The organism is Aeromonas media (assembly GCF_000819985.1).
Lineage (GTDB): Bacteria > Pseudomonadota > Gammaproteobacteria > Enterobacterales > Aeromonadaceae > Aeromonas > Aeromonas media.
In genome coordinates this window covers 25,246-48,828 of the sequence record NZ_CDBZ01000155.1, presented here as the reverse complement: position 1 = coordinate 48,828, position 23,583 = coordinate 25,246, and the positions used below count along the sequence as shown (strand labels likewise).

Sequence of the window (23,583 nt, the reverse complement as noted above, 5' to 3'; positions counted from 1 at the left end):
GGGCGGAGGCATCCGCCACATCGTTGCCATCCAGGCCCACATAGGGCAGACCGACCGCCAGCGTGGTGGCCTTGGGGTTGAACCAGGTCACGGGTTCGAGTGCGATCAGGGAGCGAACCAGCGGGAATTGGGTAATGAGTGGTTGGACGTCGATATTTTTCATGGGATGTCTCGGTCTTGTTACACGATATAGGAGAGCAGGAAGGTACCGGCCAGCGCCATCAGGGAGGCGACAAAGGTGGCACTGGTGTAGTACTTGAGCGTTTCGTTCAGGGTGGCACCGCAATACTGTTTGACCAGCCAGAACAGGGAGTCTGTCACCATGGTGCAGCCGATGGCGCCTGAGCCGATGGCGAGCGTCATGATCTCGGGGCTTATCTCGGGGTAGTGCACCATGATGGGGGAGACGATGGCGGTGGCCCCCATCATGGCGACGGTGGCCGAGCCCACGGCGGCGTGCAATATGATGGCGACCAGCCAGGCCAGAAGTATGGGGTGCATGTCCAGCTGGGAGAGGATGGTCGCCAGGCTGTCCCCCAGGCCGCTGGCCTTGAGTACGCCGTTGAAGGCGCCACCCGCGCCGATGATCAGCAAGATGTTGGCAATGGAGGAGAAGCACCGCTCTGTCTGGTCCAGCAGCCCTTCCATCTTCATGCGCTGACGGATCCCCAGCACGTAATAGGCGGTGAAGGCGGCGATGAACATGGCGGTGATGGGGTTGCCGATAAACTCCAGCACGGTATAGAGGTGGCTTGCGTGATCCATGTTGAGCTCGGCCACCGTCTTGGCCAGCATCAACAAGATGGGCAGCAGCACGGTGAAGAGGGAGGCACTCAAGGTAGGGAGGCTTGCCTCATCGCGGGCCTGGATGTCGGCAAAGGCGGCGGGTACCTCCTTGAATGGCACCCGTTTACCCAGCATTTTGAGGAACAGCGGGCCGCCCACCAGGGAGGCAAAGAGTCCGACCGCGAGACCATAGACGATGACGGATCCCACATCGGCACCCAGCTGGTTGGTGACATAGAGGGCGGCCGGGTGGGGCGGCACTATGCAGTGCACGGCCATCAGGGCGGTACAGAGCGGAATGGCCAGGGTCAGCAGCGAGGTTCTGGTCTTGCGGGCGATGGAGAAGGCCAGCGGAATGAGCAGCACCACCCCGACCTCGACAAACAGCGTGATGCCGCACACCAGACCGACCAGCACCATGATCACCTGGGGCGAAAGCCAGCGGCACTTCTGCAGGGCGAGGCCGATGCGCTCCGCTGCCCCCGACACCTCCATCATCTTGCCGAGTATGGTACCAAGGCCGATGACGGCGGCGAGAAAGCCCAAGGTGCCGCCTATGCCCTCTTCCATGGCATTGACCATCTTGACGGGGTTCATTCCCATCATGGTGCCGACATAGAAGCTCGCCAGCAGCAAGGCGAGGAAAGGATGTACCTTGCCCTTCACTATGGTGACGACAATCAGAATGATGCTAGTCAGCAAGGTACCGACGACCCACACTTCAGAATTCATACTGCGCCTCGACAAGGATGATTAGAGATAAATGATGGGCCTATTGAACGGGAAGGGCGTCGGGCTGACAAATGATGAAAATGGCCTCTTGGATGAGCTGAGTTGATGCAAAGGTGCCACATTCATCACATTTAGCCGTATTTATGTGACTTGGGTTCGGTTAATTCATCTTAAATCGAGTCGTCCGGGATATCATGGCTGCGATGTTGAGCCGGTGATGGGGAAGGCTGATGTATACCGAAGACAACTATGTATCGAGAAACAAGCTGCTCAGCGGCTATCAGCTCGCCAAGCTGCACACCTTCGAGGCGGCGGCCCGCCATTGCTCGTTTGCACTGGCGGCGGATGAGCTGGCACTCAGCCCGAGTGCGGTGAGCCACAGGATCAGCGCCCTGGAAGAGGAGCTCGGCTTCAAGCTGTTCCAGCGCTTTCATCGCAAGGTGGTGCTGACGACGGAAGGGCAGCGGGTGTTCTGGGCGCTCAAGTCATCGCTGGAGTTCATCAACCAGGAGATCCTGGAGATCAAGAACCAGGAGCTGTCCGGTTCCCTGACCGTCTACTCCCGTCCCTCCATCGCCCAGTGCTGGCTGGTGCCGCGGCTCGCGGATTTTTCTCGCCTGCATCCCCAGATCGATCTCAACATCATGACAGGCAACGAGAACGTCAATCTGCACGGCTATGGTATCGATCTGACGATCTATTTCGATGACAAGGTGCCGGAGCGGCTCGCCATCCACCCGCTGATGGATGAATACATGGTGCCGGTGTGCAGCCCCGAATATGCCGAGCGACACCAGTTGCTGAATAACCCTGATCATTTGAGCCACTGTCGCCTGTTGCACGACAGGCAGGCCTGGGGATATGACTCGGATACCGACGAGTGGTGCAGCTGGGCCCGTCAGGCGGATGTCTCCCTCGATGGCTGCCAGTCGAGCATGGGCTTCGATCGTTCCGATCTCGCCATCATCGCCGCCATGAATCACGCCGGCGTGGCCATGGGCCGCAAGAACCTGGTGCGCCAGCGGCTGGAGCGCAACGAACTGGTGGAGCCTTTCCCGGGCAAGGCGGTTCGCTGCAATCAACGTTACTACATGGCCACGCTCCCCCATCGCCAATGCCCCAAGATCCAGGCATTCATCGAATGGATAAGCGCCCAGGCAAAGGAAATTGGCTGAGCCAGGGAGAAGAGTGCCCTTGATGCATGGCGCTGCACGGTTTGGCTATGGTGCTTTTTCATCCGATGCCCGGATGGTGCGGCCAATATTTGTACATGGAACACCGAGCTGTGTTGATGGCGAAATGGGGTGGGATATATACATGGCGGTGCTTGGATGGCACCTCTTTTATCTGGCTGATGAATACTTTGGGAAACTGGCACCGATTAAGCTGTGTTGAAGAAATAATGTCTGTTGAGTGGACCATCTGATAAGAGTGACGGCGTGAATTAACCACAGGGAATAATGACATCCAGGTGCCAGGAATTGCTCCGGCACTATAAAATCATTATGTTGTTATCGAGCGGACATGCTATTCTCAGAATGTGTAATCCCTGTGACATACAAAAATAATTCTGTGAGGAAGTAATGAACGAGTTTCTGAAGGTTCTGCTGAACATTCGCAGCTTGCGTGCTGCCATTCGTGAACTGCCGTTTGAGCAACTGCAAGAAGCGAAAGAAAAGTTTGATCTGGTATATAACGAGCGTGCCGAGTACGTAGAGCAAGAGCGGGCCGAGCAGGAAGAGCGTCAGCGCAAGCTGAGCGAGTTTACCGAGATGCTGCAACAGGCTGGCATCGATCCGCGCGAGCTGATCGGCAGCGTGGCCGCTCCGGCAGCTGCTGGCGCGACCAAGAGCAAGCGCGCTCCGCGCCCTGCCAAATACAAGTATCAGGAAGATGGCCAGGAGAAGACCTGGACCGGCCAGGGCCGCATGCCCAAAGCCATTGCCGAGCAAGTTGCGCTGGGCAAGGATCTGAACGACTTCCTGATCTGATTGCCAGGATCGCTTCATCAATAATGCCGCCCAAGGGGCGGCATTATTATTTTCAGGATCCTGTTGTTCTATTGTCCAGAGAAGATGACACCGAATTACGATTACCTATCCGGAATAGCCATGACCATCATGGGCCAATAAAAAGGATCCATTAGCGGGAAGCTAATCTCTGTGGCGTGTTGTCAGCCACACGATGAGGACTCATACAGCCCATTTGTTATCTCTGATGGCACAAGACAACAAATTAGCGGGCGTCACGATGGGATGAAATAGGTGGGGTTGCCGGTGTATCTCTCGCTCTGCCTGTCTGCCCATTTTTCTATCATGGGGAGACATTGTCCCTCTTGTACCAATTTCTTCCCTCATGACTGCTCTATTTGGCACCCTTGCCAGGACAATATGTGAATGTCATTTACCCAGGCCGAAGATGTGAATCGGGGTCTGGCGACCCCGCTGTGGAGAAATAGGCAATGTGTTAGCTGACAGGCTGGCTGACTTCATTGCGAAGGGGAATGGCGCGCCTGTTTGAACATTGACGACGCGCCTCGATGGCATCGGCCAGCATGGCCAGCAGGGTTTCACTCTCCTCCCAGCAGAGGCAGGCATCGGTGACCGACAAGCCATATTGCAGTTCACTCAGTGGCGCCGGTTTCTGGCTGCCCCCCTGCAGGAAGCTTTCGACCATGACGGCGGCGATGGTATTGCTCCCGCCCCGCAATTGGCGGCAGAGCTCCTCGGCGACCCGAAGCTGGTTCTGGTGCAATTTCTGGCTGTTGCCGTGGCTGCAATCCACCATCAGCCGAGGGTTGAGCCCCTGGCGCACCAGGCGCTCGGCCGCGTCCATCACGTCGCTCTGGTGGTAGTTTGGCAGGGTACCGCCACGCAATATGATATGGCCGCTTGGGTTGCCCTCGCTCTTGATCACCACCATGCCCCCCTGGCTGCCGGGGGCGGTGAACAGATGGGAGGCCTCGCTGGCCAGGATGGCATCGATGGCCACCCGGATGTTGCCATCCGTGCCGTTCTTGAAGCCGACCGGACAGGGCAGGGCCGAGGCCAGTTGTCTGTGTACCTGGGATTCTGTGGTGCGAGCACCGATCGCTCCCCAGCTGACGAGATCCGCCAGATAGAGGAAGCTGGTGGTATCGAGAAACTCGGTGGCGGTGGCCAGCCCCAGCCGGTTGATGTCGAGCAGCAGCTGGCGGGCCAGGCGGAGCCCGTGACCGATGTCGTTGCTGCCATCGAGATGAGGATCGAAGACCAGCCCCTTCCAGCCGACTGTGGTGCGCGGCTTCTCGAAATAGGTGCGCATCACTATTTGCAGCCTGTCCTCATAGGCGACGGCGAGCCGTGCCAGCCTCTTGGCATAGTCGAGGGCGGCGACGGGATCATGGATGGAGCAGGGGCCTATCACCACCAGCAGGCGATCGTCTGCCCCACTTAGGATCTGGCGCACCTGGTGGCGGTGGTGGTCAATGTGCTGCGCCATGTCGGCCGAGCAGGGATGCTGTGCCAACAGGTCGGCAGGGGTGGGGAGCGCCTCCACCGCGAAGGCGCGCATTACCGAATTCAAAACAGCCATCTGGGATTACCTTGCTGTGCAAATGGGGTCGACGACGTGTCTGGAACGCTCGGGCGTTTGGATCTGGGATCTGCGTCCGGCACACATCATCATTGTTGAGAGTGATTATCATTATCTTGCTGTCCGTCTCAAATGCAAGCACTACCGAGAGGATCACCAGAGATGGGGGGCGGGCCGTAAAAAGGAGGGGCGAATGGCAACCAGGCCCGCGCCCGAGCGGGAGAAGGCCTGATAAGTGCAAGGAATACAGGGTGTTATCAGCTATCCATCACGACGTGACGATCCTGATGGTAGGCGTCTTCATCCTTGCCGCTGCGCCAGTAAGGCACCGCATAGACCTGTGAACGATCTATCTCCAGCGCACGCCTGACATGACGGCGCAGAGGCACCACCAGACCCTCTTCCCCCCCGAACCAGAAATAGCTCCCCTCGGCGGCCATGGGCAGGGTGGTGAAGTGCTCCACCAGAGGGCCGGTCTGGTCCGGCGTGCCGACAAACCAGCGCAGGCTGACCCCTTCGGGCAGCGACAGATCCTGCACATCTTCCTGATGGGGCACCAACAGCGCGATATGGCCCCGGGCCTCTGCCGGCATCACCTCGGCCATGGCGCTGATGGCGGGCAGGGAGGTGAGATCGCCTGCCATGTAGTAGTGCTTGGCCACCTGCAACATGGGGTCCGGGCCGCCCGGGCCCGAGATGGCGAGCCTGTCCCCCGGCTTGGCGTGGAGGGCGAAACGGCTGGCGGGGCCGACATCGCCGTGCAGGGCGAAGTCGATGTCGATCTCCAGGGTCTCGCGGCGGAAGGCGCGGATGGTGAAAGTGCGGATCACGGGTTTCTGGCTCGGATCTTCCCAACGGGGCCCCTTGGGGGTCGGGGTTGGCAGCACTACCTCGCTCTGGCCCGGCCGGGGCAGCATGATCTTGATATGGGCACCGCCACAGCTGAAGGGGTAATCCGCCAGTTCAGGGCTGGTCAGGCAGACTCGGCGCAGATGAGGACTCACATCGTGGACATGCTTGACGGTGAGCAGGCGAGGGCGATTGACCGGGGCGGACTGTGACATTTGAGTACTCCTGACAGACGAGAGCGCTCATTTTTCATTAAATGAAAATTATTATCAATTGCTTTGTGGCGGGTGAGGGCAAGGGCAGCCAGCATGGAGGCCATGCTGGCTGCCGTGGGGTTGACCTGGCTCTAGCTCCGATCGCTGCCTCCCAGCGCCCGGTAGATCCCGGCCATGGTCTTTAGCTGGCTCTGTTGCTGGGCCAGCACGCCGAGCTCGGCATCCCACAGTCGATTCTGCTCGTCCAGCCAGGGCTGAACCCCGGTGGCGCCTGCCAGGAAACGGGCCCCCGCCAGCCGCTCGGCCTCTTTGGCGTAGGCCAGCTGCTGCTCGAGATAACGCAGTCGCTGCTCCCCCTGCTGGCGAGCGGCCAGGCCGTCTTCCACCTCCAGCAGGGCCGTATAGAGCTGCTTGCGAAACTCGGTCTCGGCTATCTGATAGTCAATCTCGGAGCTCGCGATGGAGAGCCGGGTCTTGTTGTACTCGAGGAAGGGAAGCGCCAGGGTCGCACCCAGGGTCCCCACCGGGTTCTGCAGCACCTGGGTCAGGGTGTCCGAGGTGGTGCTGGCGCCACCGGTGAGGCTGAGGGTGGGGTAGAAACCGGTACGGATCTCGTCACCCCTGGCCAGCGTCTTGCGAAGGCGCAGCTCGGCGGCCCGCACGTCTGGGCGCCTGCTCAGCACATCGGCCGGGATGCCGACCGCCAGCGTCGGAATGGGGCCCATGGCGAGGGAGGTCGGGGCGAACTCCAGCGGACCGCTGCTGCGGCCGAGCAGCAGGCGCAGGGCATTGCCGGCCTGCTCCCGTTGCAGGGTGAGGGAGGAGAGCTCCGCCTGTTTGCCGGCTTTCTGTTGGCTGGCCTGCACCAGATCGAGGCGGGTGACGGCCCCGGCGTCATATTTTGCCCGGGTCAGCCGCTCTATCCGCTCGTAGTTGGCCAGCTGACGCTCGCCCAGGGAGATGGCCGAGCCGAGGTAGGCCAGCTGCCAGTATTGCTCCAGGGTCTTGCCGATGAGCAGCAATCGGGTGGCGGCCAGATCCTGTTCGCTGGCTTGTGCCTCCCACTGCGCCTGATCCCTTGCCGCGGCCAGTCTGCCCCAGAGATCCACTTCATAGCTCAGGTTGAAGGAAGGGCCAAGGTTGCTGCTGGCGCTGCCATCCTTCATGTTCTTGTTGCCGCTCGCCCCCAGGCTGGCGTTGACCGACGGGGTGAGGTTGGTGTCGGCGAGATCGGCACCGAGCAGGGCGCTCTTGAGCCTGAGCCCCGCGACCTGCATGTCCGGGTTGGCCGCGAGCACCTCATCGACCAGCTGGTCGAGGGCGGGATCCCGGAACCCCTGCCACCAGAGCCCGGCCTGCAGGCCGCCAAGATCCCGGGCATCCTGCTGCCACGCTGGCGCCACGTCCAGTTCGGGCCTGTGGTAGGTGCTCTGCTGGCTGCAGGCACCGAGGCAGGTGGTGAGCACCAGGCTGAGCGCCATTCTCGACAAGAGGCTGCGCTGTTGGTTGGATGAGAGGCGAAGCCTCGGGCCGGACAAGTTGTGCATCATCATTCCCTCGCCAGTGCCTCGACCGGATCGAGCCGGGCCGCATTGCGGGCGGGCAGGTAACCAAACAGGATCCCGATGAGCGAGGAGCAACCGAAGGCCATCAGGATGGAGAAGAGCGAAAAGCGCATCTGGAAACTTTCCACGAGCAGGGAGAAGACAAACCCGATGAACATGGCAAGGCCGATACCGAGCAGGCCCCCCAGCAGGCTGACCATCACAGCCTCGATCAGAAACTGCTGCAGGATGTCGGACTGGCGGGCGCCGACGGCGATGCGGATCCCTATCTCGCGGGTGCGCTCCACCACGGACACCAGCATGATGTTCATCACCCCGACCCCACCGACGATGAGGGAGATCACCGCAATGGCGGAGACCAGCAGCGTCAGGGTGGCCGTGGTCTTCTCCACCGACTTGACGATGCTGTCGCTGCTGAAGGTGAAGAAATCCTTCACCCCGTGGCGCTGGGTCAAGAGCGCCACTGCGGCCTGCTCGGCCAGCGCGGGCTGGACCCCGTCCTTGACCCTTATGGTGATCTGGCTGAAGTGGCTCTGGGAGATGAGGCGGCTCATCACGGCGCTGTAAGGCAGCCAGACATTGACCGACTGGCTGCTGCGGCCGAAGCCGGTCTCCTGGCTGACGACCCCCACGATGCGCACCGGTAGGGTGCCGACCAGCACCACCTGGCCGACGGGATCCGTCTTGCCGAGCAGGCTCGTGATGGTCTTGCCATCCACCACGGCCACCGCCGCCCGGCTGCGGATGTCCCGCTCGTCGAGCAGTCGGCCCTGGGTGAGGGTCATCCCCTTGACCCGAAAGAAGTCGCTGCCGACTCCCACCACGCTGCCACTGCTGGTCTTGTTGCGATAACGGAGCTGACCCGAGGTGGCGATCTGGGGGCTGGCCCCCTCCAGATAGGGCTGGCCGAGCAGGGCGTCGAGATCCCGCTCGTTCAGGGTCTGGATGCTGGCGGCCTTCTCGTCGCCCCAGTCCTTGCCGGGGAAGATGTCGATGGTATTGGTGCCCATGGCGTTGATGTCGTCGATCACCTTGGCGCGGGCCCCCTGGCCCAGCGCCACCACGCTGACCACGGCGGCGATACCGATGATGATGCCGAGCATGGTGAGGAAGGTGCGCATGCGGTGGGCCAGCATGGCGTGCAGGGCCATGCGACCCGCCTCCCGGTAGCGATCCCAGCCCTGGCTGCCGCGTCTGGCGACTGACGCGGCTGGGATCCGGTCCGGCGCTGGCTCGTGGGCTTTCTGCCCGGCGGCTGGGTCGGTGGCGGCTTGTGCTATCTGCTGACGCTCTTCCACCCCGTGGGCTTTATCCGGGGAGATGGGGGAGCTGGCAGCCAGCTGGCCGCTGTCTTCCACCACGCGTCCGTCCCGCAGGGTGATGATGCGATTTGCGTGGTTGGCCACCGCCATGTCGTGGGTCACCAGAATGATGGTGTGACCCTGGGCGTGCAGTTCCTTCAGGATGGCCATCACCTCCTTGCCGCTGTGGCTGTCGAGGGCGCCGGTGGGCTCGTCCGCCAGGATCACCTCGCCGCCATTGGCCAGCGCCCGGGCTATGCTGACCCGCTGCTGCTGGCCGCCGGAGAGCTGGCCCGGCCTGTGGTGGCTGCGATCGCTCAAGCCCAGGCGGGTCAGCAGGGTGCGGGCACGTATCTGGCGCTCGGGGCGGGAGGTGCCGGCATAGATGGCGGGGATCTCCACGTTGGCGGCCGCATCCAGATGGGGCAGCAGATGGTAGCGCTGGAAGATGAAGCCGAAGTGGTGGCAACGCAGTCGTGCCAGGGCCAGGGCATCCAGGCCGGCGGTGTCCTGACCACGAAACAGGTATTGGCCGCCGCTCGGGCGATCGAGGCAGCCCAGCAGGTTCATCAGGGTGGACTTGCCAGAGCCGGAGGCACCGACGATGGCCACCATCTCCCCCGCCGCTATGGCCAGATCCAGCGGGTGCAGCACGGTCACCTCGTGCTCCCCGCTCTGATAGCGGCGCTCTATGCCCTTGAGCTGGATCAGGGGCTCGCTCACGGTGCCATCTCACTCTCATCGTGCTGGACGGGCTTGCCCTGATCCAGGATGACCTTGTCCTGCTCGTTCAGGCCGCTCACCACCTCTATCTTGATGTCATCCTTCATGCCGGTCTTGATGCGGCGGGTCTCTTTCTGCCCGTCCTCCTTGAGCAGGGTGACTTCATATTCGTGCTCCCCCAGCTTCTTGCCGAGGGCGGTCTGGGGGATGGCCAATACCTGTTTGCGTTCACCCAGCACTATGGTGACCTGGGTCGTCATGGCGACCCTCAGCTGATGGTCGGGGTTGGGCACATCGAACAGGGCGTAATAGTAGATGGCGGCATTGCTGGTGGTCGTGGTGTTGGCGCTCTGCTCGTTGATGTTGGTGGGGGCCAGCTCGACCGTGCGCAGGGTGCCGTGATAGCGGCGGTCCGGGTCTCCGATCAGGGTGAAGTAGACCGGCATGCCGGCTCTGACCTTGGTGACATCCGCCTCCGAGATCTGCGCCTTGACCGTCATGGTATCGAGGTTGGCGAGCTTGAGCAGGGTCGGGACCGTCTGGCTGGCGGCCAGGGTCTGCCCCTGGCGGGTCACTATGCTGACCACTGTGCCATCCATGGGGGCCTGGATGCGGTTATAGCCGAGCTCCGTCTTGGCACGCTCCACCTTGATCAGGGCGTTGTCTATATCGGCCTGGGTGCTTTGCAGTTCGGCCCGGGTGACGGCGAGCTGCGCTTCGGCGCTCTCAAGATCTGCTCGAGAGCTCGCCTCCTGCCGGAACATCTGCTGCTGGCGGCGCCAGGTCAACTCGTTCTGCTTGAGCTGGGCCTGCTTGATCTTGAGCTGGGCACGGCGGCTGACCAGTTCGGCCTCCGCGGTCTTGAGGTTGTTCTGGGCGATAAGGGGATCTATCTCTGCCAGCAGATCTCCCTGCTTGACCTGTTGCCCGGCTTCCACCGCCAGATAGGTGACCTGACCCGAGACTTGGGCTCCCACATCCACCTGCTCTATGGCCTGCAGTACACCGCTGGCCAGCACCGTCTGCTCCACATCCTGACGGGTCACTGTGGCGGTTAGCACCGGGCCCTGGGTCTTGCCGGGCCAGGCCAGCCAGACCACGAGGGCCAGCAGTGCCAGGGCAAGCAGGGCATATTTGCCTGGTTTTGGAAGAGTCTTCATTTATCACCTGAACGAAACGAGCGAAGGCGTGCAAGGGCGATATCCTGCAGCAAATGGCACTTAAAAAGAAGCGAGCAATGTGTAAGAAATCATGTAGATGAAGTTGTCAATTAAGGGGCCGGGTGACCGCCGGAGGAGAGGGGGAGGCCGGCATGATATCCGCTGGGGGCTGTGCAAGGGGGCGTGAGGTCTACCGAGGGGAGAAATGCAGGGAGCCCGCTCGTTGAGCGGGCTCCCGGGTACTCAGCCGACGGCCTTGAGCTGCTCGGCATAGGGCTCGTGGCAGATCTGGATATCGACGGGCAGCTTGTAGATAAGCAGGCGGGCCAAGGATCCCTCCATCCAGTGGTGGCGGCTGCCGACCAGCAGGAGCGAGGCAGGGTGGGTGCTCAGCCACTGGCCCAGATCCCTGACCACGTCATCGACCACCAGGCAGTGGTAATCCACCGGATGGGGCAGCAGGGTGATGAGTTCGCTGATGATGGCCTTGGCATCCAGGGTTCCCTGGGCACTGCGCTCTTCCTCGGACAGCGACAGGCTCTTGCGGCGCACCTTGCTGCTGTGCGTCAGGTGCAACAGGGTCAGAGCGCACCCCAGCCCCTGTGCCAGGCGGCTCGCCTTGGCCAGCGTCTCCTGCTCGTAATCCTTGCCTTCCAGCAACAGCACTATGTTGGTGTGGGTCATCAGCAGTTCTCCTTGGCATGGCGCGGGTCACCGGGGACAAAGGATCTGCCCCCTACCACAATGATCCCGCCCTGTATTGCATGGTTCTCACTCGTCTGTCTTGAGCGCCAGACTTCATCCTTTGTCGGGGAGGGCGCGCAAAATCACCTTTGTTTACATCAGCATAACAGACGCAGTTGAATGGAAAATGAAGACATGCCGTCCATGGCCCCCTTGATGGAGGAATGAGATTGGTAAAGGGTCCATGGGTAGCACAGCCGTGGGGTTTATCTTGGCTGTGCCTGGGGATCATGCTGCTCACCCGGCTTCGAGCCAAGGTGCAGGGATCCTATGCCGAAGGGGGGCAACCACAGTGGCGGTCGGCGGGCCGCCACTGTGACAGGGCCTGGCTGGGGGCTTATGACAGCTGTCTGGTCAACCAGGGAAGCCCCTCTTTCTTGCGGCTGAGGGCCCCCGCCAGGTGAACCGGCTCGGCTGGCAGTATGCCCCTGCTGGCAAAGTGGAGCTCGCTGCTCCCCCTGGCCAGATCGGTCAGCATCAAGACATAGCCGTCCAGCGAGTCCAGGGTCAGCCTCTGAGCCATGGCGTGATGCAGCTCCTCCATCCGGCTGTGGATCTGGCTCGGGTCCATCACGCAGATCTGGCTGACCATGAGGGAATGGCTCGCTATCTGATAGGCCTTCTCGTCGGCAACGAGCAGCTCACACAGGGGGGTATCGCCCAACTGGGTGCGCCGCTCCAGCAGGGTCTGGGCAAAGGGGGCCAGGACCAGATCGGCGATGGGCAGCAGCCGCTCGACCGCGAGCCTGTCCTCTGCCGTGGTGGTGGGGGAGGTGAAGTTGAAGGTGTCGCTGATGATGGCCCCAAGCAATAACCTGGCCTGGGCGCGGGACAGATTGTCATGGCCCATCAGCTCCAGCAGCACTGTGGCACTGCACCCGACCGCCCTGATCCAGGCGTCGAGGGGGCCACGGGTGATGAGGGTGCCGATGCGGTGGTGATCGATGAGGCCTTGCACATCGGCCTCGGCCAGCCCCTCCGGCCCCTGCTCCAGTTCGCTGAAATCCACCAGAAAGACCGGCTTGTTGGCGACGCTGCCCGTCAGAACCGGGGGGGCCGCCACGCCCGCCGTCTCCAGGATGAAGCGGGTCTCGGCAATGGGTTCACCCAATGCATAGGCCTGGGCGGGACGACCCTGACGGTTGAGCCAGTCGGCGGTGACCAGCGCGGTGCAGATGCTGTCGCTGTCGGGATTCTTGTGGCCAAAGACATGAAGCATGAGGTGGTTCCTGATGTCGGGTGATGGTCTCGGCCGCATGTCGCGGCGCCGGGCCAGAGGGGGCCATGGGGCCCGAGTCGGTTCCACTCTACTGTCTGGCGGCCAGGGGGGCAAATTCGGCCTCTCTTCGCTTGGGGCGCCGAGGGTTGGGGGAGGTGCCGGGAGCACGCCATCGACCCAAGCCCTTGGTAGTACTTGGCGCCTGGCTGCCAAGGCATAGGGTGGCTCTGTGCTAGTGCCGGGGGCTATGACTCTGCGCCTCGGGCGGGCCGTACAAGGGGGCCAGGATCCGCTGCTTTGGTCAGGCAACCGGGGCGGTTGATCACTGACCCCCGTACCGGTCGCCGGGTGGCTTGGTGGCTCTCCCTCCGGTTAGGTCACCATGAAGGTTGATGACATGCCACTTAGAGCTGGCGTCGGAAGGTTGATGACTCACTTACGCTCATGTCGACGAAGACTGGATGGCTCGCCGCCCCTGAGGCGGCGAGCGGCGTCGATGGCTTGCCCACTGCCCTCATGAGGCAAGCAGCTCGCGGGCATTGGCCAGGGTGTTGTCGGTGATCTGATCCCCCCCCAGCAGACGGGCCAGCTCGTTGAGGCGGGCACCCTGGTTGAGCGCCTGCATCTGGGTCTCCGTGGTCTTGCCGTCCGTGTGCTTGCTGACCACCATGTGCTGGTGACCCTTGCCGGCCACCTGGGGCAGGTGAGTGACCACCATCACCTGGGTGGATTCGCCGAGCTGACGCAGCAGGCGGCCCACCACGGCTGCCGTCGGGCCGCTGATCCCCACATCCACCTCGTCGAAAATCAGGGTGGGGGTGGAGATCTTGCGGGCACTGATCACCACCAGGGCGAGGCTGATGCGCGACAGCTCGCCGCCGGAGGCCACCTTGCCCAGCGGCTGGATAGGCTGCCCGGGGTTGGTGGTGACCATGAACTCCACCCGGTCTATGCCGAGGGGGGAGAGGCTGCTCTGGGCGTCGGGGCGCACCTCGATGGCGAAGCGGCCATCGGGCATCGCCAGTTCGTGCATGCTGGCGGTCACCTGGGTGGCCAGCTCCAGAGCATAGCGCTGACGGCTCTGGCTGAGCACCTCTGCCGCCTGGACAAAGGCCTGACGGGCCTCGGCCAGTTCATCCTCCATCCCCTCCAACCGCTCCTCATCGGAGTGGAGGCGGGCGAGATCGCTGGCCAGATCCTGGTGGAACTGGGCCAGCTCGGCGGGTTTGACGTGGTGCTTGCGGGCCAGGTTGATCGCCTTGGAGAGGCGGGCCTCCAGCTCGTTGAAACGCTCGGGGTCCAGCTCCAGCAGATCCAGATAGCTGCGCAGCTCGCTGTGGCTCTCCTGCACACCGATCAGGGCTTCATTCAGCATGCCGAGCACATTGCCAAGGCGGCTGTCCATGCCGACCAGGGTCTCGGCTCTGTCCACCGCCACCTGCAGCAGGCCGGCGATGGTGGTCTCTTCGTTGTCATAGAGCAGGTCGAGGCAATAGCCGCACTCCTGCATCAGCTCGGTGCCGTTGGCGAGACGCTGGTGCTCCTCTTCGATGGCTTCAAACTCCCCGGGTTGCAGGGCGAACTCATCCAGCTCCTGCACCTGATACTCGATGAGCTGGCGGCGGGCCTCCCGCTGCTGCTGCTCGGCCTTGAGGCGGTTGAGCTCGTTCTGCAGCTGGCGCCACTGCTGATAGTGCTGGCGCACTTCATCGAGCAGCAGGTGGTGACCGGCATAGCCGTCCAGCAGGGCGAGCTGATAGTCGGGTTTGAGCAACAGCTGATGCGCGTGCTGGCCGTGAACGTTGACCAGCAACTGGCCCAGGCTCTTGAGCTGCACCAGGGGGACGGGGACGCCGTTGATGTAGCTGCGCGAGCGGCCCTCGGCGGAGAGCACCCGCCGAACGATGCACTCCCCGTCGTTCTCCAGCTCGTTGGTGGCAAGCCAGGCGCGGGCGGCGGGATTGCCGTCCAGCAGGAAACGGGCACTGACTTCCGTCTTGTCGCTGCCCGGTCGCACCATGCTGGCTTCGGCCCGCTCGCCGAGGCAAAGGCCGAGGGCGTCGATGGCAATGGATTTGCCTGCCCCCGTCTCCCCTGTGATGCAGGTCATGCCGGATTGCAGATCGAGTTCGAGAAACTTGACGATGGCGAAGTTGTTGACGGTCAGCTGGGTCAGCATGGTCTCATCCTGTATGGGTCAACATTACTGTGTATGCATCCAGTATATACTGGTCTTATATACAGTAAAGTGTGCGTGGCGGGATTTTTTGTCGAGCAAAGGGATAAGGGGCTGTGCGAGGAGGTTGCGCAGAGAGTGACACTGAGCCGTCATGGCATCCCATGGGGGATGTGATCCTGAGGCAAGGTGCGCGATGAACCTGAATTCGTTCACCTTTATGGGGTCTTGTCGAGGCAGTGAACTTGTGGAGTCGGGGTGACTGAGACACACTCGAGACAGGCATGGCTCAGGTTCAACGGGCAGGCCACCGTGCCTCACACCAAGGATGCGTCACGATGATCCACACCCCGACCCTGCTGCTGATCTCCCTGGCAATCAATCTGATGTCGGCATTGCTCATGTTGTTCATCCACTTCTTGAAGCCGGGTCGGTGCAACTTTCTGTTCTGGTCCCTGTCGGCCTTTCTCTTCTCCCTCTCCATCCTGTTGCTCAGCCTGGGGATAGGGAGTGGTCATCCGGCCCTGGGGATCAGGGTCGGTGGCCTGGTCTCCCTCCTGAGCATATTGCTGTTGCTGGCCGGCTTTTATGCCCTCTATGGTCTGTCCTGGCGCCCCCGCACCCTGTGGGGAGGGGTTGCCCTGTTGCTGCTTGCCTATCTGGGGCTGTCTAGCCGCTTCGAGGTGCGCATTGTGCTGGCCCTGATGGAATCGGTGGTCTACCTCTGGTGTGCCTGCCTGATTGTCTCCCTCAGCCGGCACCAGAAGCGGGTGCTCCATGCCGTCGCTGCCATTTATCTGCTGCATTTCACCATACTGCTGAGCCAGGGGGTGCTGCTCTTGCTGGGGCCTGATAGTCGCATGGGCAACGGAGACGGGCTGCTCGATGGCATCTTCTTCATGCACATGGTGCTGACCATAGGCTCGGTACTGCTGTTGCCCCTGGTGGCCTATGTGGAGGCGGAGCAGGCACTGCTGGCCCTCTCGGAGCGGGATCCCCTCACCGGGGTGCTCAACCGGCGCGGCCTGTTCAGGCTGGGGGAGCGGGCGTTGCCGGGGCAGATGCGCTGCGTGGTGGTGCTCGACATAGACCATTTCAAGCGCGTCAATGATCGATTTGGTCACGGCTGTGGTGACGAGGTGATCCGCTACGTGGCCAGGGTGCTGGTGGCCGAGGCGCGCAAGGATGATCTGGTGGGGCGCATAGGTGGCGAGGAGTTCGCCCTCATCATGGGAGGGGTGAACGGCCAGATGGCCCATGACATCTGCGACCGGATCCGCCGTCAGATAGAGACGGGCTCCCGTCAGGGGGCCTGCCCGCCGTGCGAGGGGGTGACGGTCAGTGTGGGGGGCGTCTGCGCCTGTGCAGAGACAGGGTTGGCGCACTTGCTGACGAAGGCCGACGAGGCCATGTACAGGGTCAAGGCAGCGGGGAGAAATGGCGTGCATCTGCAGCTCGAACCCGGACCGCTTCGGCTGGTTGAGGGCGGCGAGGGCTAGGCCCTCGCCTTCAGGCTCGCGTCGGCCAGGGCCCGCTTTCTAGAACAGCTTGCTGCCCCAGCCGAGCTTGTTGCGCAACACGTGGAAGTAGCTGTAATCCAGCGGATGCACCAGGTGCAGCTTGTGCTGGCTCTTCTTGATGAGGATCTCGTCCCCCGGGTGGACCGCCAGGGTTACCTGACCGTCGCAGCTCACCTGCATGGCGTCATCCTGATTGTCCGGCGAGACCAGCAGCCGCACTTCGCTGTCCGCGTCCAGCACTATGGGACGGCTGCTCAGGGTGTGCGGGAACATGGGCACCAGCGTGATGGCGTTGAGCTTGGGGGTGAGGATGGCGCCCCCCGCCGACAGGGAGTAGGCGGTGGAGCCGGTGGGGGTGGCGACTATGATGCCGTCCGAGCGCTGGCTGTACATGAAGCTGCCATCGATATAGACCTCGAACTCTATCATGTGGGCTATCTTGCCCGGGTGCAGCACCGCCTCGTTGACCGCCAGGTTGCTCGACTTGCGCTCGCCGTGGCGATAGACGGCAGCCTCCAGCAGGAAGCGGTGCTCGCTCTTGAAGTGGCCGGAGAGCACCTGCTCCAGGGGCAGCAGGTAATCCTGGGGGGAGAGATCGGTCAGGAAGCCGAGGTTGCCCCGGTTCACCCCTATCACAGCCACATCGAACCGGGACAGCACCCGGGCCGCCCCCAGCATGTTGCCGTCACCGCCGACCACTATGGCCAGATCCGCCTGCTCACCGAGCTGCACCAGATCCATCACGTTGTCACCCAAGAGCCCTAAGGTCTGGGCGACCCGGCTCTCCAGCAGCACCCGAAAACCGCGGGTACTCAGGTATTGATGCAGGCCGCTGAGGGTCTGGTTGGCCCCTTCATGATGGGGCTTGCCGATCAGGGCGATGGTTTTGAACGGAGAATCCATAGGTTATCGGGTCTGGGGAAGTCTTGCGGGGAGTATACCGCGCTTTGCCGGGGATTTGTCTGTCTCCATGCCCCTTGGCGCAATCGGCCCCGAAAAGCGGCAACCTGGCCGGCTGGTGGCAGGCATTGCGCCTGATATGCCCTTTTCCCCTTGAAAGACGGGGCTGCGTCCCCATAATAGCGCCAACACAGGGTCCGTTGACGCGTGTCGCTTACCTGAACGTCAGCAACCCCTCGTAAGTAACCCCTGAATATTGGAGATGTCATGAGCCACGAAGAACAAAAGGTTGAAGCGATGGAGCAAGTGGAAGCCCAGCCAGTCGAGCCGACCGATGTAGACAGTGAAGTGACAGCCGAGCAGGCCCGCATTGCCGAGCTGGAGGCCCAGTTGGAGGCAGCCCAGCAGGCTTCCCTGGAAGAGCGTGAACGCGCCGTGCGTGCCGTCGCCGAGATGGAAAACCTGCGTCGCCGCGCCGCTCAGGACGTGGAGAAGGCCCACAAGTTCGCGCTGGAGAAGTTCGCCGGCGAGCTGCTGCCGGTGCTGGACAACCTGGAGCGTGCCATCGAGCTGGCCGACAAGGAAAATGAGGCGCTCAAGCCGATGATCGAAGGGGTCGAGCTGACCCTCAAATCCATGCAGAGCTCGGTGGCCAAGTTTGGCCTGCTCCCGCTGGATCCGCTGAACCAGCCGTTCGATCCCAACGCCCATCAGGCGATCAGCATGATCGACAATGCCGAAGTGGCGGCGAACACCGTCATCGCCGTGATGCAGAAGGGCTATGAACTCAACGGTCGGGTGATCCGTCCGGCCATGGTGATGGTCTCCAAGGCCCCGGCCTGAGCTCCGTCGCTGTGCTGAGCCCGCCGCTCGGCGGGCTTTTTATTGGTAGCGGCGCCATCAGGGTATTTTCTGGCGCCATTTGGCAAGCACTCTTGCGCCCAAGGGGCAAGAATGCGCGGTTTTTTAAGGTCAGGGCTTGAAGCGTCGGCTCGAGACCCCATATAGGTGGCAAGGCCACGGCGGCATCTGATTTCAGTGGCATGGAAACTTAGGTGACACGGAAAGAATTTGATGTCGGGTGCTTGAAAGCCACAGTGGCAGGCCCCACCTAGCCGTTAACGTATTTAAGGCGAGCCCCTCGCCAGTTTATTCAAAGTATTTGGAGATTCGTCAAATGGGTAAAATCATCGGTATTGACCTGGGTACTACCAACTCCTGCGTTGCTATTCTGGATGGCGACCATGCTCGCGTGATCGAGAACGCGGAAGGCGACCGTACTACTCCGTCCATCATTGCCTATGCCGATGACGGCGAAATCCTGGTTGGTCAGCCGGCCAAGCGCCAAGCCATCACCAACCCGAAAAACACGCTGTTCGCTATCAAGCGTCTGATTGGCCGTCGTTTCGAAGATGAAGAAGTACAGCGCGATCTGAAGATCATGCCGTACGCCATCGCCAAGGCTGACAACGGTGACGCCTGGGTAGAAGTCAAAGGCAAGAAAATGGCACCGCCGCAGATCTCTGCCGAAGTGCTGAAGAAGATGAAGAAGACCGCCGAGGATTACCTGGGCGAGCCGGTGACCGAAGCGGTCATCACAGTACCGGCCTACTTCAACGACGCCCAGCGTCAGGCCACCAAGGATGCCGGTCGCATCGCCGGTCTGGATGTAAAACGCATCATCAACGAACCGACTGCTGCGGCCTTCGCCTATGGCGTGAACAAGGTCAAGGGCGAGCGCAAGGTTGCCGTCTATGACCTGGGCGGCGGTACCTTCGACATCTCCATCATCGAGATCGACGAAGTGGAAGGTGAAACCACCTTCGAAGTACTGGCGACCAACGGTAACACCCACCTGGGTGGTGAAGACTTCGACAACCGCGTCATCAACTACCTGGTAGACGAGTTCAAGCGCGAGCAGGGCATCGACCTGCGCAACGACCAGCTGGCTCTGCAGCGTCTGAAAGATGCCGCCGAGAAAGCCAAGATCGAGCTCTCTTCCGCCCAGCAGACCGACGTCAACCTGCCGTACATCACCGCAGATGCCACAGGTCCGAAGCACATGAACATCAAGGTGACCCGCGCCAAGCTGGAATCCCTGGTGGAAGACATGGTGAAAGACTCCCTGGAGCCGGTCCGTGTCGCCCTGAAAGACTCCGGTCTGGCAGTTGGCGAGATCGACGACGTCATCCTGGTGGGTGGTCAGACCCGTATGCCGCTGGTTCAGAAGACCGTTGCCGACTTCTTTGGCAAAGAGCCGCGTAAAGACGTCAACCCGGACGAAGCCGTGGCCATGGGTGCTGCCATCCAGGGTGCCGTACTGTCCGGTGACAAGACAGACGTACTGCTGCTGGACGTGACCCCGCTCTCTCTGGGTATCGAAACCATGGGCAGCGTGATGACTGCGCTGATCGAGAAGAACACCACCATCCCGACCAAGAAGTCCCAGGTGTTCTCCACTGCCGAAGACAACCAGTCTGCCGTGACCATTCACGTGCTGCAGGGTGAGCGCAAGCGTGCCAGCGACAACAAGTCCCTGGGCCAGTTCAACCTGGAAGGCATCCGTCCGGCACCGCGCGGTCTGCCGCAGATCGAAGTGACCTTCGACATTGACGCCAACGGTATCCTGCACGTCTCCGCGAAAGACAAGGAGACCAACAAGGAGCAGAAGATCACCATCCAGGCCTCCTCTGGTCTGTCTGATGACGAGATCGAGCGCATGGTACGGGAAGCCGAAGCCAACGCGGCGGAAGACAAGAAGTTCGAAGAGCTGGTGCAGACCCGCAACCAGGCTGACGGTCTGGTCCACTCGGTCCGCAAGCAGGTCACCGAAGCCGGTGACGCCCTGCCTGCCGACGACAAGACCAAGATCGAAACTGCACTGTCCGAGCTGGAAGCCGTCATCAAGGGTGACGACAAGGCTGCCATCGAAGCCAAGCAACAGGCTCTGATGGAAGCGTCCCAGAAGCTGATGGAGATTGCCCAGCAGCAGGCTCAGGCGCAAGGCGCCGGTGCCGAGGCCGGTCACTCCTCTTCTTCCGCCAAGGCTGACGACGACGTGGTCGACGCCGAGTTCGAAGAAGTGAAAGACGACAAGAAATAAGCCCAACCCAGATGGGCAGAGCAGACTCTGCCCATCGGCTCAGTCAATGATTTCACGGGCGTTGGGTAACCAACGCCCGTCTGCATAACGGCTTAAGTAGAACAGGATGAGTATGTCGAAGCGCGATTTCTACGAAGTGCTCGGGGTATCGAAAGGTGCCGACGAGCGCGAGATCAAGAAGGCGTACAAGCGTCTGGCGATGAAGTATCACCCGGATCGCAATCAGGGTGATGCCGCATCGGAAGAGAAGTTCAAAGAGGTCAAGGAAGCCTACGAGGTCCTGACCGACGAGAACCTGCGTGCCCGCTATGACCAGTACGGTCATGCCGGCGTGGATCAGAGCCAGGGCGGCGGCCACGGTGGTGGTGCCGATTTCGGTGACATCTTCGGCGATGTGTTTGGTGACATCTTCGGTGGTCGTGGGGGTGGTCGTCGCGGCCCGGCCCGTGGCTCCGACCTGCGCTACAACATGGAGCTGACCCTGGAAGAGGCGGTGCGCGGGGTCTCCAAGGAGATCAAGATCCCGACCCAGGTCCATTGCGAGGTCTGCAACGGATCCGGTGCCCACACCGGCAGCCAGGCCCATACCTGCCCGACCTGCCACGGCTCCGGTCAGGTGCAGATGCGCCAGGGCTTCTTCGCGGTGCAGCAGGCCTGCCCCCACTGTCACGGTCGCGGCAAGATCATCAAGGATCCGTGCCGCAAGTGCCATGGGGAAGGGCGCTACCAGAAGACCAAGACCTTGTCGGTGAAGATCCCGGCGGGCGTCGATACCGGCGATCGCATCCGTCTCTCCGGCGAAGGGGAAGCGGGGGAGGCCGGCGCACCGGCCGGGGATCTCTACGTACAGGTCCACGTCAAGGAGCACGAGATCTTCGTGCGTGACGGCAACGATCTCTACTGCGAGGTGCCCATCAGCTTCACCACGGCGGCGCTCGGCGGCGAGATCGAAGTGCCGACCCTGGATGGCCGGGTCAAGCTCAAGGTCACGGCGGAAACCCAGACCGGCAAGCTGTTCCGCCTGCGGGGCAAGGGCGTCAAGTCCGTGCGCTCCGGCCAGGTGGGGGATCTGATGTGCAAGGTGGTGATCGAGACCCCGGTCAAGCTGACCGAGACCCAGAAAGATCTGCTGCGCCAGCTGGACGAGTCCTTCAGCGGTGCCGCCGCCAAGACCCACAAGCCGAAATCCGAAGGCTTCTTCGAAGGGGTGAAACGCTTCTTCGACGATCTGACCAAGTAATCGCTACCCGCGTGACCCAAGCCGGCCTTCAGTGCCGGCTTTCTTTTTGCCTGCCATTTGCCCCGGATCCGCCCTATTGAGTGGATCCCGATGAGGGATCCTCCTCACAACTCCCGGCGGTTTTCTCTGTGCAAACGTTACTCTGATCACAAGTGGCTGAAACGGTTTAGCTGGCATATTGAGTTAGCTAAAGCGGTTTAGCTATTCTCTGCTCGTCCATAACAACAGCGCCCGGACGGGCGGCAGATGACAGGTGAGGAAGATGACGATGTTCAAGAGCAAGTTGGCGCTGGCGGTGGCGCTGGGATTGGGGATGAGCAGCCCGCTGTGGGCGGCCGAGGGCGGTATAGAGGCGCGTCTGGCGGCGCTGGAGGCACGGGTGCAGGCGGCAGAGTCCCGCGCCGCCGCCGCCGAAGCGCGGGCCGACGAGGCCCAGAGCAAGGCGAGCGAAGCCCGGGAGACAGCCGTGGTGGCCAAGGCCCAGAGCGAGAAGGTGGACAAGCAGACCGCCGGTGCCCAGGGCTTCGAGTTTCACGGCTACGCCCGCTCGGGCCTCCTGGTCAACAGCAACGGCAACGGCGGGCGCGGCGGCCCTTACGTGACGCCGGCCGGCTCTGTGGGCGGGGCCGTGGGTCGCCTTGGCAACGAAGACGACACCTACATGGAAGCGAATCTGCTGAAGACCCAGACCTTTGATGACGGCAGCTGGGCCCGCTACAAGCTGATGCTGGCGGACGGAGTGGAGACCAGCAACGACTGGACCGCCAGCGATTCCAGCCTCAACACCCGTCAGGTGTTTGCCGAAATCGGCGACCTGGCGAGCTTCAGCGGCCCCTTCCAGCACTCTGTGCTCTGGGCGGGCAAGCGCTTCGATCGGGACAACTTCGACATCCACTGGCTCGACTCGGACGTGGTCTTCCTGGCCGGGACAGGTGGCGGCGTCTACGACGTGCAGCTGGCCGACAGCTGGAAGGCGAACTTCTCCCTCTACGGCCGTGACTACGGCGACATCAGCGCCAGCGGCCTCTCGGACATAGAGAGCTACATCCTCACCATGAACAACCGCTTCGGCAACTGGCAGTGGATGCTGAACGGCCTCTCCGCCAAGGACAACGAGGCGCGCATCAACGACGGTGGCGTTGGCAGCGAGGCGGCGAACAAGGGGGCGCACACCCTGGTGGCCTACCACGCCGACAGCTTCTTTGGCATCAACCCCGGCTTCTCCAAGGCGGCGGTGCTCTACGGTCATGGCCTGGGGGCCGAGCTCAAGGGGCTGGGCTCCGACAGCGAGTTGCTGGCGGACGCCGATGCGGTGCGCCTGGCTGTGTTCGGTGCAACCGATCTTGCTCCGCGCTGGCGTGTCGCCCCGGCCCTGCTGGCGGAGCAGAGCCTGGATCGCTACGTGAAGGGGGACGAGTATCAGTGGCTGACCCTCAACACCCGGGTGGCCCAGGTGCTGAGCCAGAACGTGGAGCTAGTCTACGAGGCCGCCTGGCAGTACATGGACCTGGATCCCAAGGGCTACAAGGGACGTCAGGCGGTGAGCGGCAACTTCACCAAGCTCACCTTCGCGCCCACCTTCAAGGCGCAGACCGCCGGTTTCTTCGAGCGGCCCGAGTTGCGGGTATTCGCCACCTGGATGGACTGGTCCTCCGAGCTCGACAGCTACGCCAGCGACGACGCCATGGGCCAGAACGATTTCACCGCCGGGGGTGAGTGGAACTTTGGCGTGCAGATGGAAACCTGGTTCTAGTTCGTTATCCCGATCACAAAAATG

The 23,583-nt window shown here is 62.0% G+C and carries 17 protein-coding genes and 1 pseudogene; 7 read left to right on the top strand and 11 right to left on the bottom strand.

The window, feature by feature from the left end:
• Together BN1127_RS22160 and dsdX are read right to left on the bottom strand one after the other, a co-directional pair.
• Positions 1 to 163, bottom strand: a pseudogene (locus tag BN1127_RS22160) (D-serine ammonia-lyase); the annotation flags it as partial.
• A 17-nt stretch (positions 164 to 180) separates the two neighbouring features.
• The gene (dsdX, locus tag BN1127_RS13715; protein ID WP_042649839.1) at positions 181 to 1,518 is read right to left on the bottom strand and encodes a D-serine transporter DsdX; all 1,338 of its coding nucleotides are present in this window, start codon (positions 1,516 to 1,518) and stop codon (positions 181 to 183) included.
• Between the two features lie 230 nt (positions 1,519 to 1,748).
• On the opposite strand from dsdX, the gene dsdC reads away from it, so the two are divergent.
• Both dsdC and BN1127_RS13705 read left to right on the top strand, forming a co-directional pair.
• On the top strand, positions 1,749 to 2,693 hold the full coding sequence (dsdC, locus tag BN1127_RS13710; RefSeq protein WP_042649838.1) for a DNA-binding transcriptional regulator DsdC: 945 nt from the start codon (positions 1,749 to 1,751) through the stop codon (positions 2,691 to 2,693).
• Between the two features lie 408 nt (positions 2,694 to 3,101).
• Positions 3,102 to 3,509, top strand: a complete 408-nt coding sequence (locus BN1127_RS13705; protein ID WP_042649837.1) for an H-NS family histone-like protein — start codon at positions 3,102 to 3,104, stop codon at positions 3,507 to 3,509.
• 475 nt (positions 3,510 to 3,984) lie between these two features.
• On the opposite strand, the gene BN1127_RS13700 is transcribed toward BN1127_RS13705, so the two are convergent.
• The 8 genes from BN1127_RS13700 to recN all read right to left on the bottom strand — a co-directional run bounded on the left by BN1127_RS13700 (position 3,985) and on the right by recN (position 15,046).
• Positions 3,985 to 5,091, bottom strand: coding sequence for a 3-deoxy-7-phosphoheptulonate synthase (locus tag BN1127_RS13700; protein WP_041205359.1), 1,107 nt, complete (start codon positions 5,089 to 5,091; stop codon positions 3,985 to 3,987).
• Positions 5,092 to 5,348: 257 nt separating this feature from the next.
• Positions 5,349 to 6,155: a siderophore-interacting protein gene (locus BN1127_RS13695; protein WP_005332611.1), complete on the bottom strand. Its 807-nt coding sequence runs from the start codon at positions 6,153 to 6,155 to the stop codon at positions 5,349 to 5,351.
• A 131-nt stretch (positions 6,156 to 6,286) separates the two neighbouring features.
• Complete coding sequence (locus BN1127_RS13690; RefSeq protein ID WP_005332609.1) at positions 6,287 to 7,636, bottom strand: efflux transporter outer membrane subunit; 1,350 nt, start codon at positions 7,634 to 7,636, stop codon at positions 6,287 to 6,289.
• Between the two features lie 68 nt (positions 7,637 to 7,704).
• The gene (locus BN1127_RS13685; protein ID WP_042649836.1) at positions 7,705 to 9,744 is read right to left on the bottom strand and encodes a MacB family efflux pump subunit; all 2,040 of its coding nucleotides are present in this window, start codon (positions 9,742 to 9,744) and stop codon (positions 7,705 to 7,707) included.
• Positions 9,741 to 10,904 (bottom strand): efflux RND transporter periplasmic adaptor subunit, encoded by a 1,164-nt coding sequence (locus tag BN1127_RS13680; protein ID WP_005332598.1) that lies wholly within the window; start codon positions 10,902 to 10,904, stop codon positions 9,741 to 9,743. The genes BN1127_RS13685 and BN1127_RS13680 overlap by 4 nt, the downstream gene beginning before the upstream one ends.
• A gap of 243 nt (positions 10,905 to 11,147) precedes the next feature.
• A complete protein-coding gene (locus tag BN1127_RS13675; protein WP_005332596.1) occupies positions 11,148 to 11,588 on the bottom strand; it encodes a universal stress protein in 441 nt (146 codons plus the stop codon).
• Between the two features lie 397 nt (positions 11,589 to 11,985).
• A complete protein-coding gene (locus BN1127_RS13670) occupies positions 11,986 to 12,867 on the bottom strand; it encodes a DHH family phosphoesterase (protein ID WP_005332594.1) in 882 nt (293 codons plus the stop codon).
• Positions 12,868 to 13,381: 514 nt separating this feature from the next.
• Complete coding sequence (recN, locus tag BN1127_RS13665) at positions 13,382 to 15,046, bottom strand: DNA repair protein RecN (RefSeq protein WP_042649835.1); 1,665 nt, start codon at positions 15,044 to 15,046, stop codon at positions 13,382 to 13,384.
• 335 nt (positions 15,047 to 15,381) lie between these two features.
• Between recN and BN1127_RS13660 the strand changes: the two genes are divergently transcribed.
• Positions 15,382 to 16,542 carry a GGDEF domain-containing protein gene (locus BN1127_RS13660; RefSeq protein ID WP_042649834.1) on the top strand — a complete coding sequence of 387 codons (1,161 nt, stop codon included), beginning with the start codon at positions 15,382 to 15,384 and terminating at the stop codon, positions 16,540 to 16,542.
• 39 nt (positions 16,543 to 16,581) lie between these two features.
• On the opposite strand, the gene nadK is transcribed toward BN1127_RS13660, so the two are convergent.
• Positions 16,582 to 17,466 (bottom strand): NAD(+) kinase, encoded by an 885-nt coding sequence (nadK, locus tag BN1127_RS13655; protein WP_042649833.1) that lies wholly within the window; start codon positions 17,464 to 17,466, stop codon positions 16,582 to 16,584.
• A 264-nt stretch (positions 17,467 to 17,730) separates the two neighbouring features.
• On the opposite strand from nadK, the gene grpE reads away from it, so the two are divergent.
• The 4 genes from grpE to BN1127_RS13635 all read left to right on the top strand — a co-directional run bounded on the left by grpE (position 17,731) and on the right by BN1127_RS13635 (position 23,559).
• Positions 17,731 to 18,306, top strand: a complete 576-nt coding sequence (gene grpE, locus BN1127_RS13650; protein WP_042649832.1) for a nucleotide exchange factor GrpE — start codon at positions 17,731 to 17,733, stop codon at positions 18,304 to 18,306.
• Positions 18,307 to 18,640: 334 nt separating this feature from the next.
• Positions 18,641 to 20,566 carry a molecular chaperone DnaK gene (gene dnaK, locus BN1127_RS13645; protein ID WP_042649831.1) on the top strand — a complete coding sequence of 642 codons (1,926 nt, stop codon included), beginning with the start codon at positions 18,641 to 18,643 and terminating at the stop codon, positions 20,564 to 20,566.
• A gap of 112 nt (positions 20,567 to 20,678) precedes the next feature.
• Positions 20,679 to 21,806: a molecular chaperone DnaJ gene (gene dnaJ / locus BN1127_RS13640; RefSeq protein ID WP_042649830.1), complete on the top strand. Its 1,128-nt coding sequence runs from the start codon at positions 20,679 to 20,681 to the stop codon at positions 21,804 to 21,806.
• 262 nt (positions 21,807 to 22,068) lie between these two features.
• Positions 22,069 to 23,559, top strand: coding sequence for a carbohydrate porin (locus tag BN1127_RS13635; RefSeq protein ID WP_082030107.1), 1,491 nt, complete (start codon positions 22,069 to 22,071; stop codon positions 23,557 to 23,559).
• The last annotated feature ends 24 nt before the right edge of the window (positions 23,560 to 23,583 follow it).

Bases quoted from the DNA above. Each gene is read 5' to 3' on its own strand.
- dsdX (WP_042649839.1), bottom strand. From the start codon at position 1,518: ATGAATTCTGAAGTGTGGGTCGTCGGTACCTTGCTGACTAGCATCATT.
- dsdC (WP_042649838.1), top strand. From the start codon at position 1,749: ATGTATACCGAAGACAACTATGTATCGAGAAACAAGCTGCTCAGCGGC.
- BN1127_RS13705 (WP_042649837.1), top strand. From the start codon at position 3,102: ATGAACGAGTTTCTGAAGGTTCTGCTGAACATTCGCAGCTTGCGTGCT.
- BN1127_RS13700 (WP_041205359.1), bottom strand. From the start codon at position 5,091: ATGGCTGTTTTGAATTCGGTAATGCGCGCCTTCGCGGTGGAGGCGCTC.
- BN1127_RS13695 (WP_005332611.1), bottom strand. From the start codon at position 6,155: ATGTCACAGTCCGCCCCGGTCAATCGCCCTCGCCTGCTCACCGTCAAG.
- BN1127_RS13690 (WP_005332609.1), bottom strand. From the start codon at position 7,636: ATGGCGCTCAGCCTGGTGCTCACCACCTGCCTCGGTGCCTGCAGCCAG.
- BN1127_RS13680 (WP_005332598.1), bottom strand. From the start codon at position 10,904: ATGAAGACTCTTCCAAAACCAGGCAAATATGCCCTGCTTGCCCTGGCA.
- BN1127_RS13675 (WP_005332596.1), bottom strand. From the start codon at position 11,588: ATGACCCACACCAACATAGTGCTGTTGCTGGAAGGCAAGGATTACGAG.
- BN1127_RS13670 (WP_005332594.1), bottom strand. From the start codon at position 12,867: ATGCTTCATGTCTTTGGCCACAAGAATCCCGACAGCGACAGCATCTGC.
- recN (WP_042649835.1), bottom strand. From the start codon at position 15,046: ATGCTGACCCAGCTGACCGTCAACAACTTCGCCATCGTCAAGTTTCTC.
- BN1127_RS13660 (WP_042649834.1), top strand. From the start codon at position 15,382: ATGATCCACACCCCGACCCTGCTGCTGATCTCCCTGGCAATCAATCTG.
- nadK (WP_042649833.1), bottom strand. From the start codon at position 17,466: ATGGATTCTCCGTTCAAAACCATCGCCCTGATCGGCAAGCCCCATCAT.
- grpE (WP_042649832.1), top strand. From the start codon at position 17,731: ATGAGCCACGAAGAACAAAAGGTTGAAGCGATGGAGCAAGTGGAAGCC.
- dnaK (WP_042649831.1), top strand. From the start codon at position 18,641: ATGGGTAAAATCATCGGTATTGACCTGGGTACTACCAACTCCTGCGTT.
- dnaJ (WP_042649830.1), top strand. From the start codon at position 20,679: ATGTCGAAGCGCGATTTCTACGAAGTGCTCGGGGTATCGAAAGGTGCC.
- BN1127_RS13635 (WP_082030107.1), top strand. From the start codon at position 22,069: ATGACGATGTTCAAGAGCAAGTTGGCGCTGGCGGTGGCGCTGGGATTG.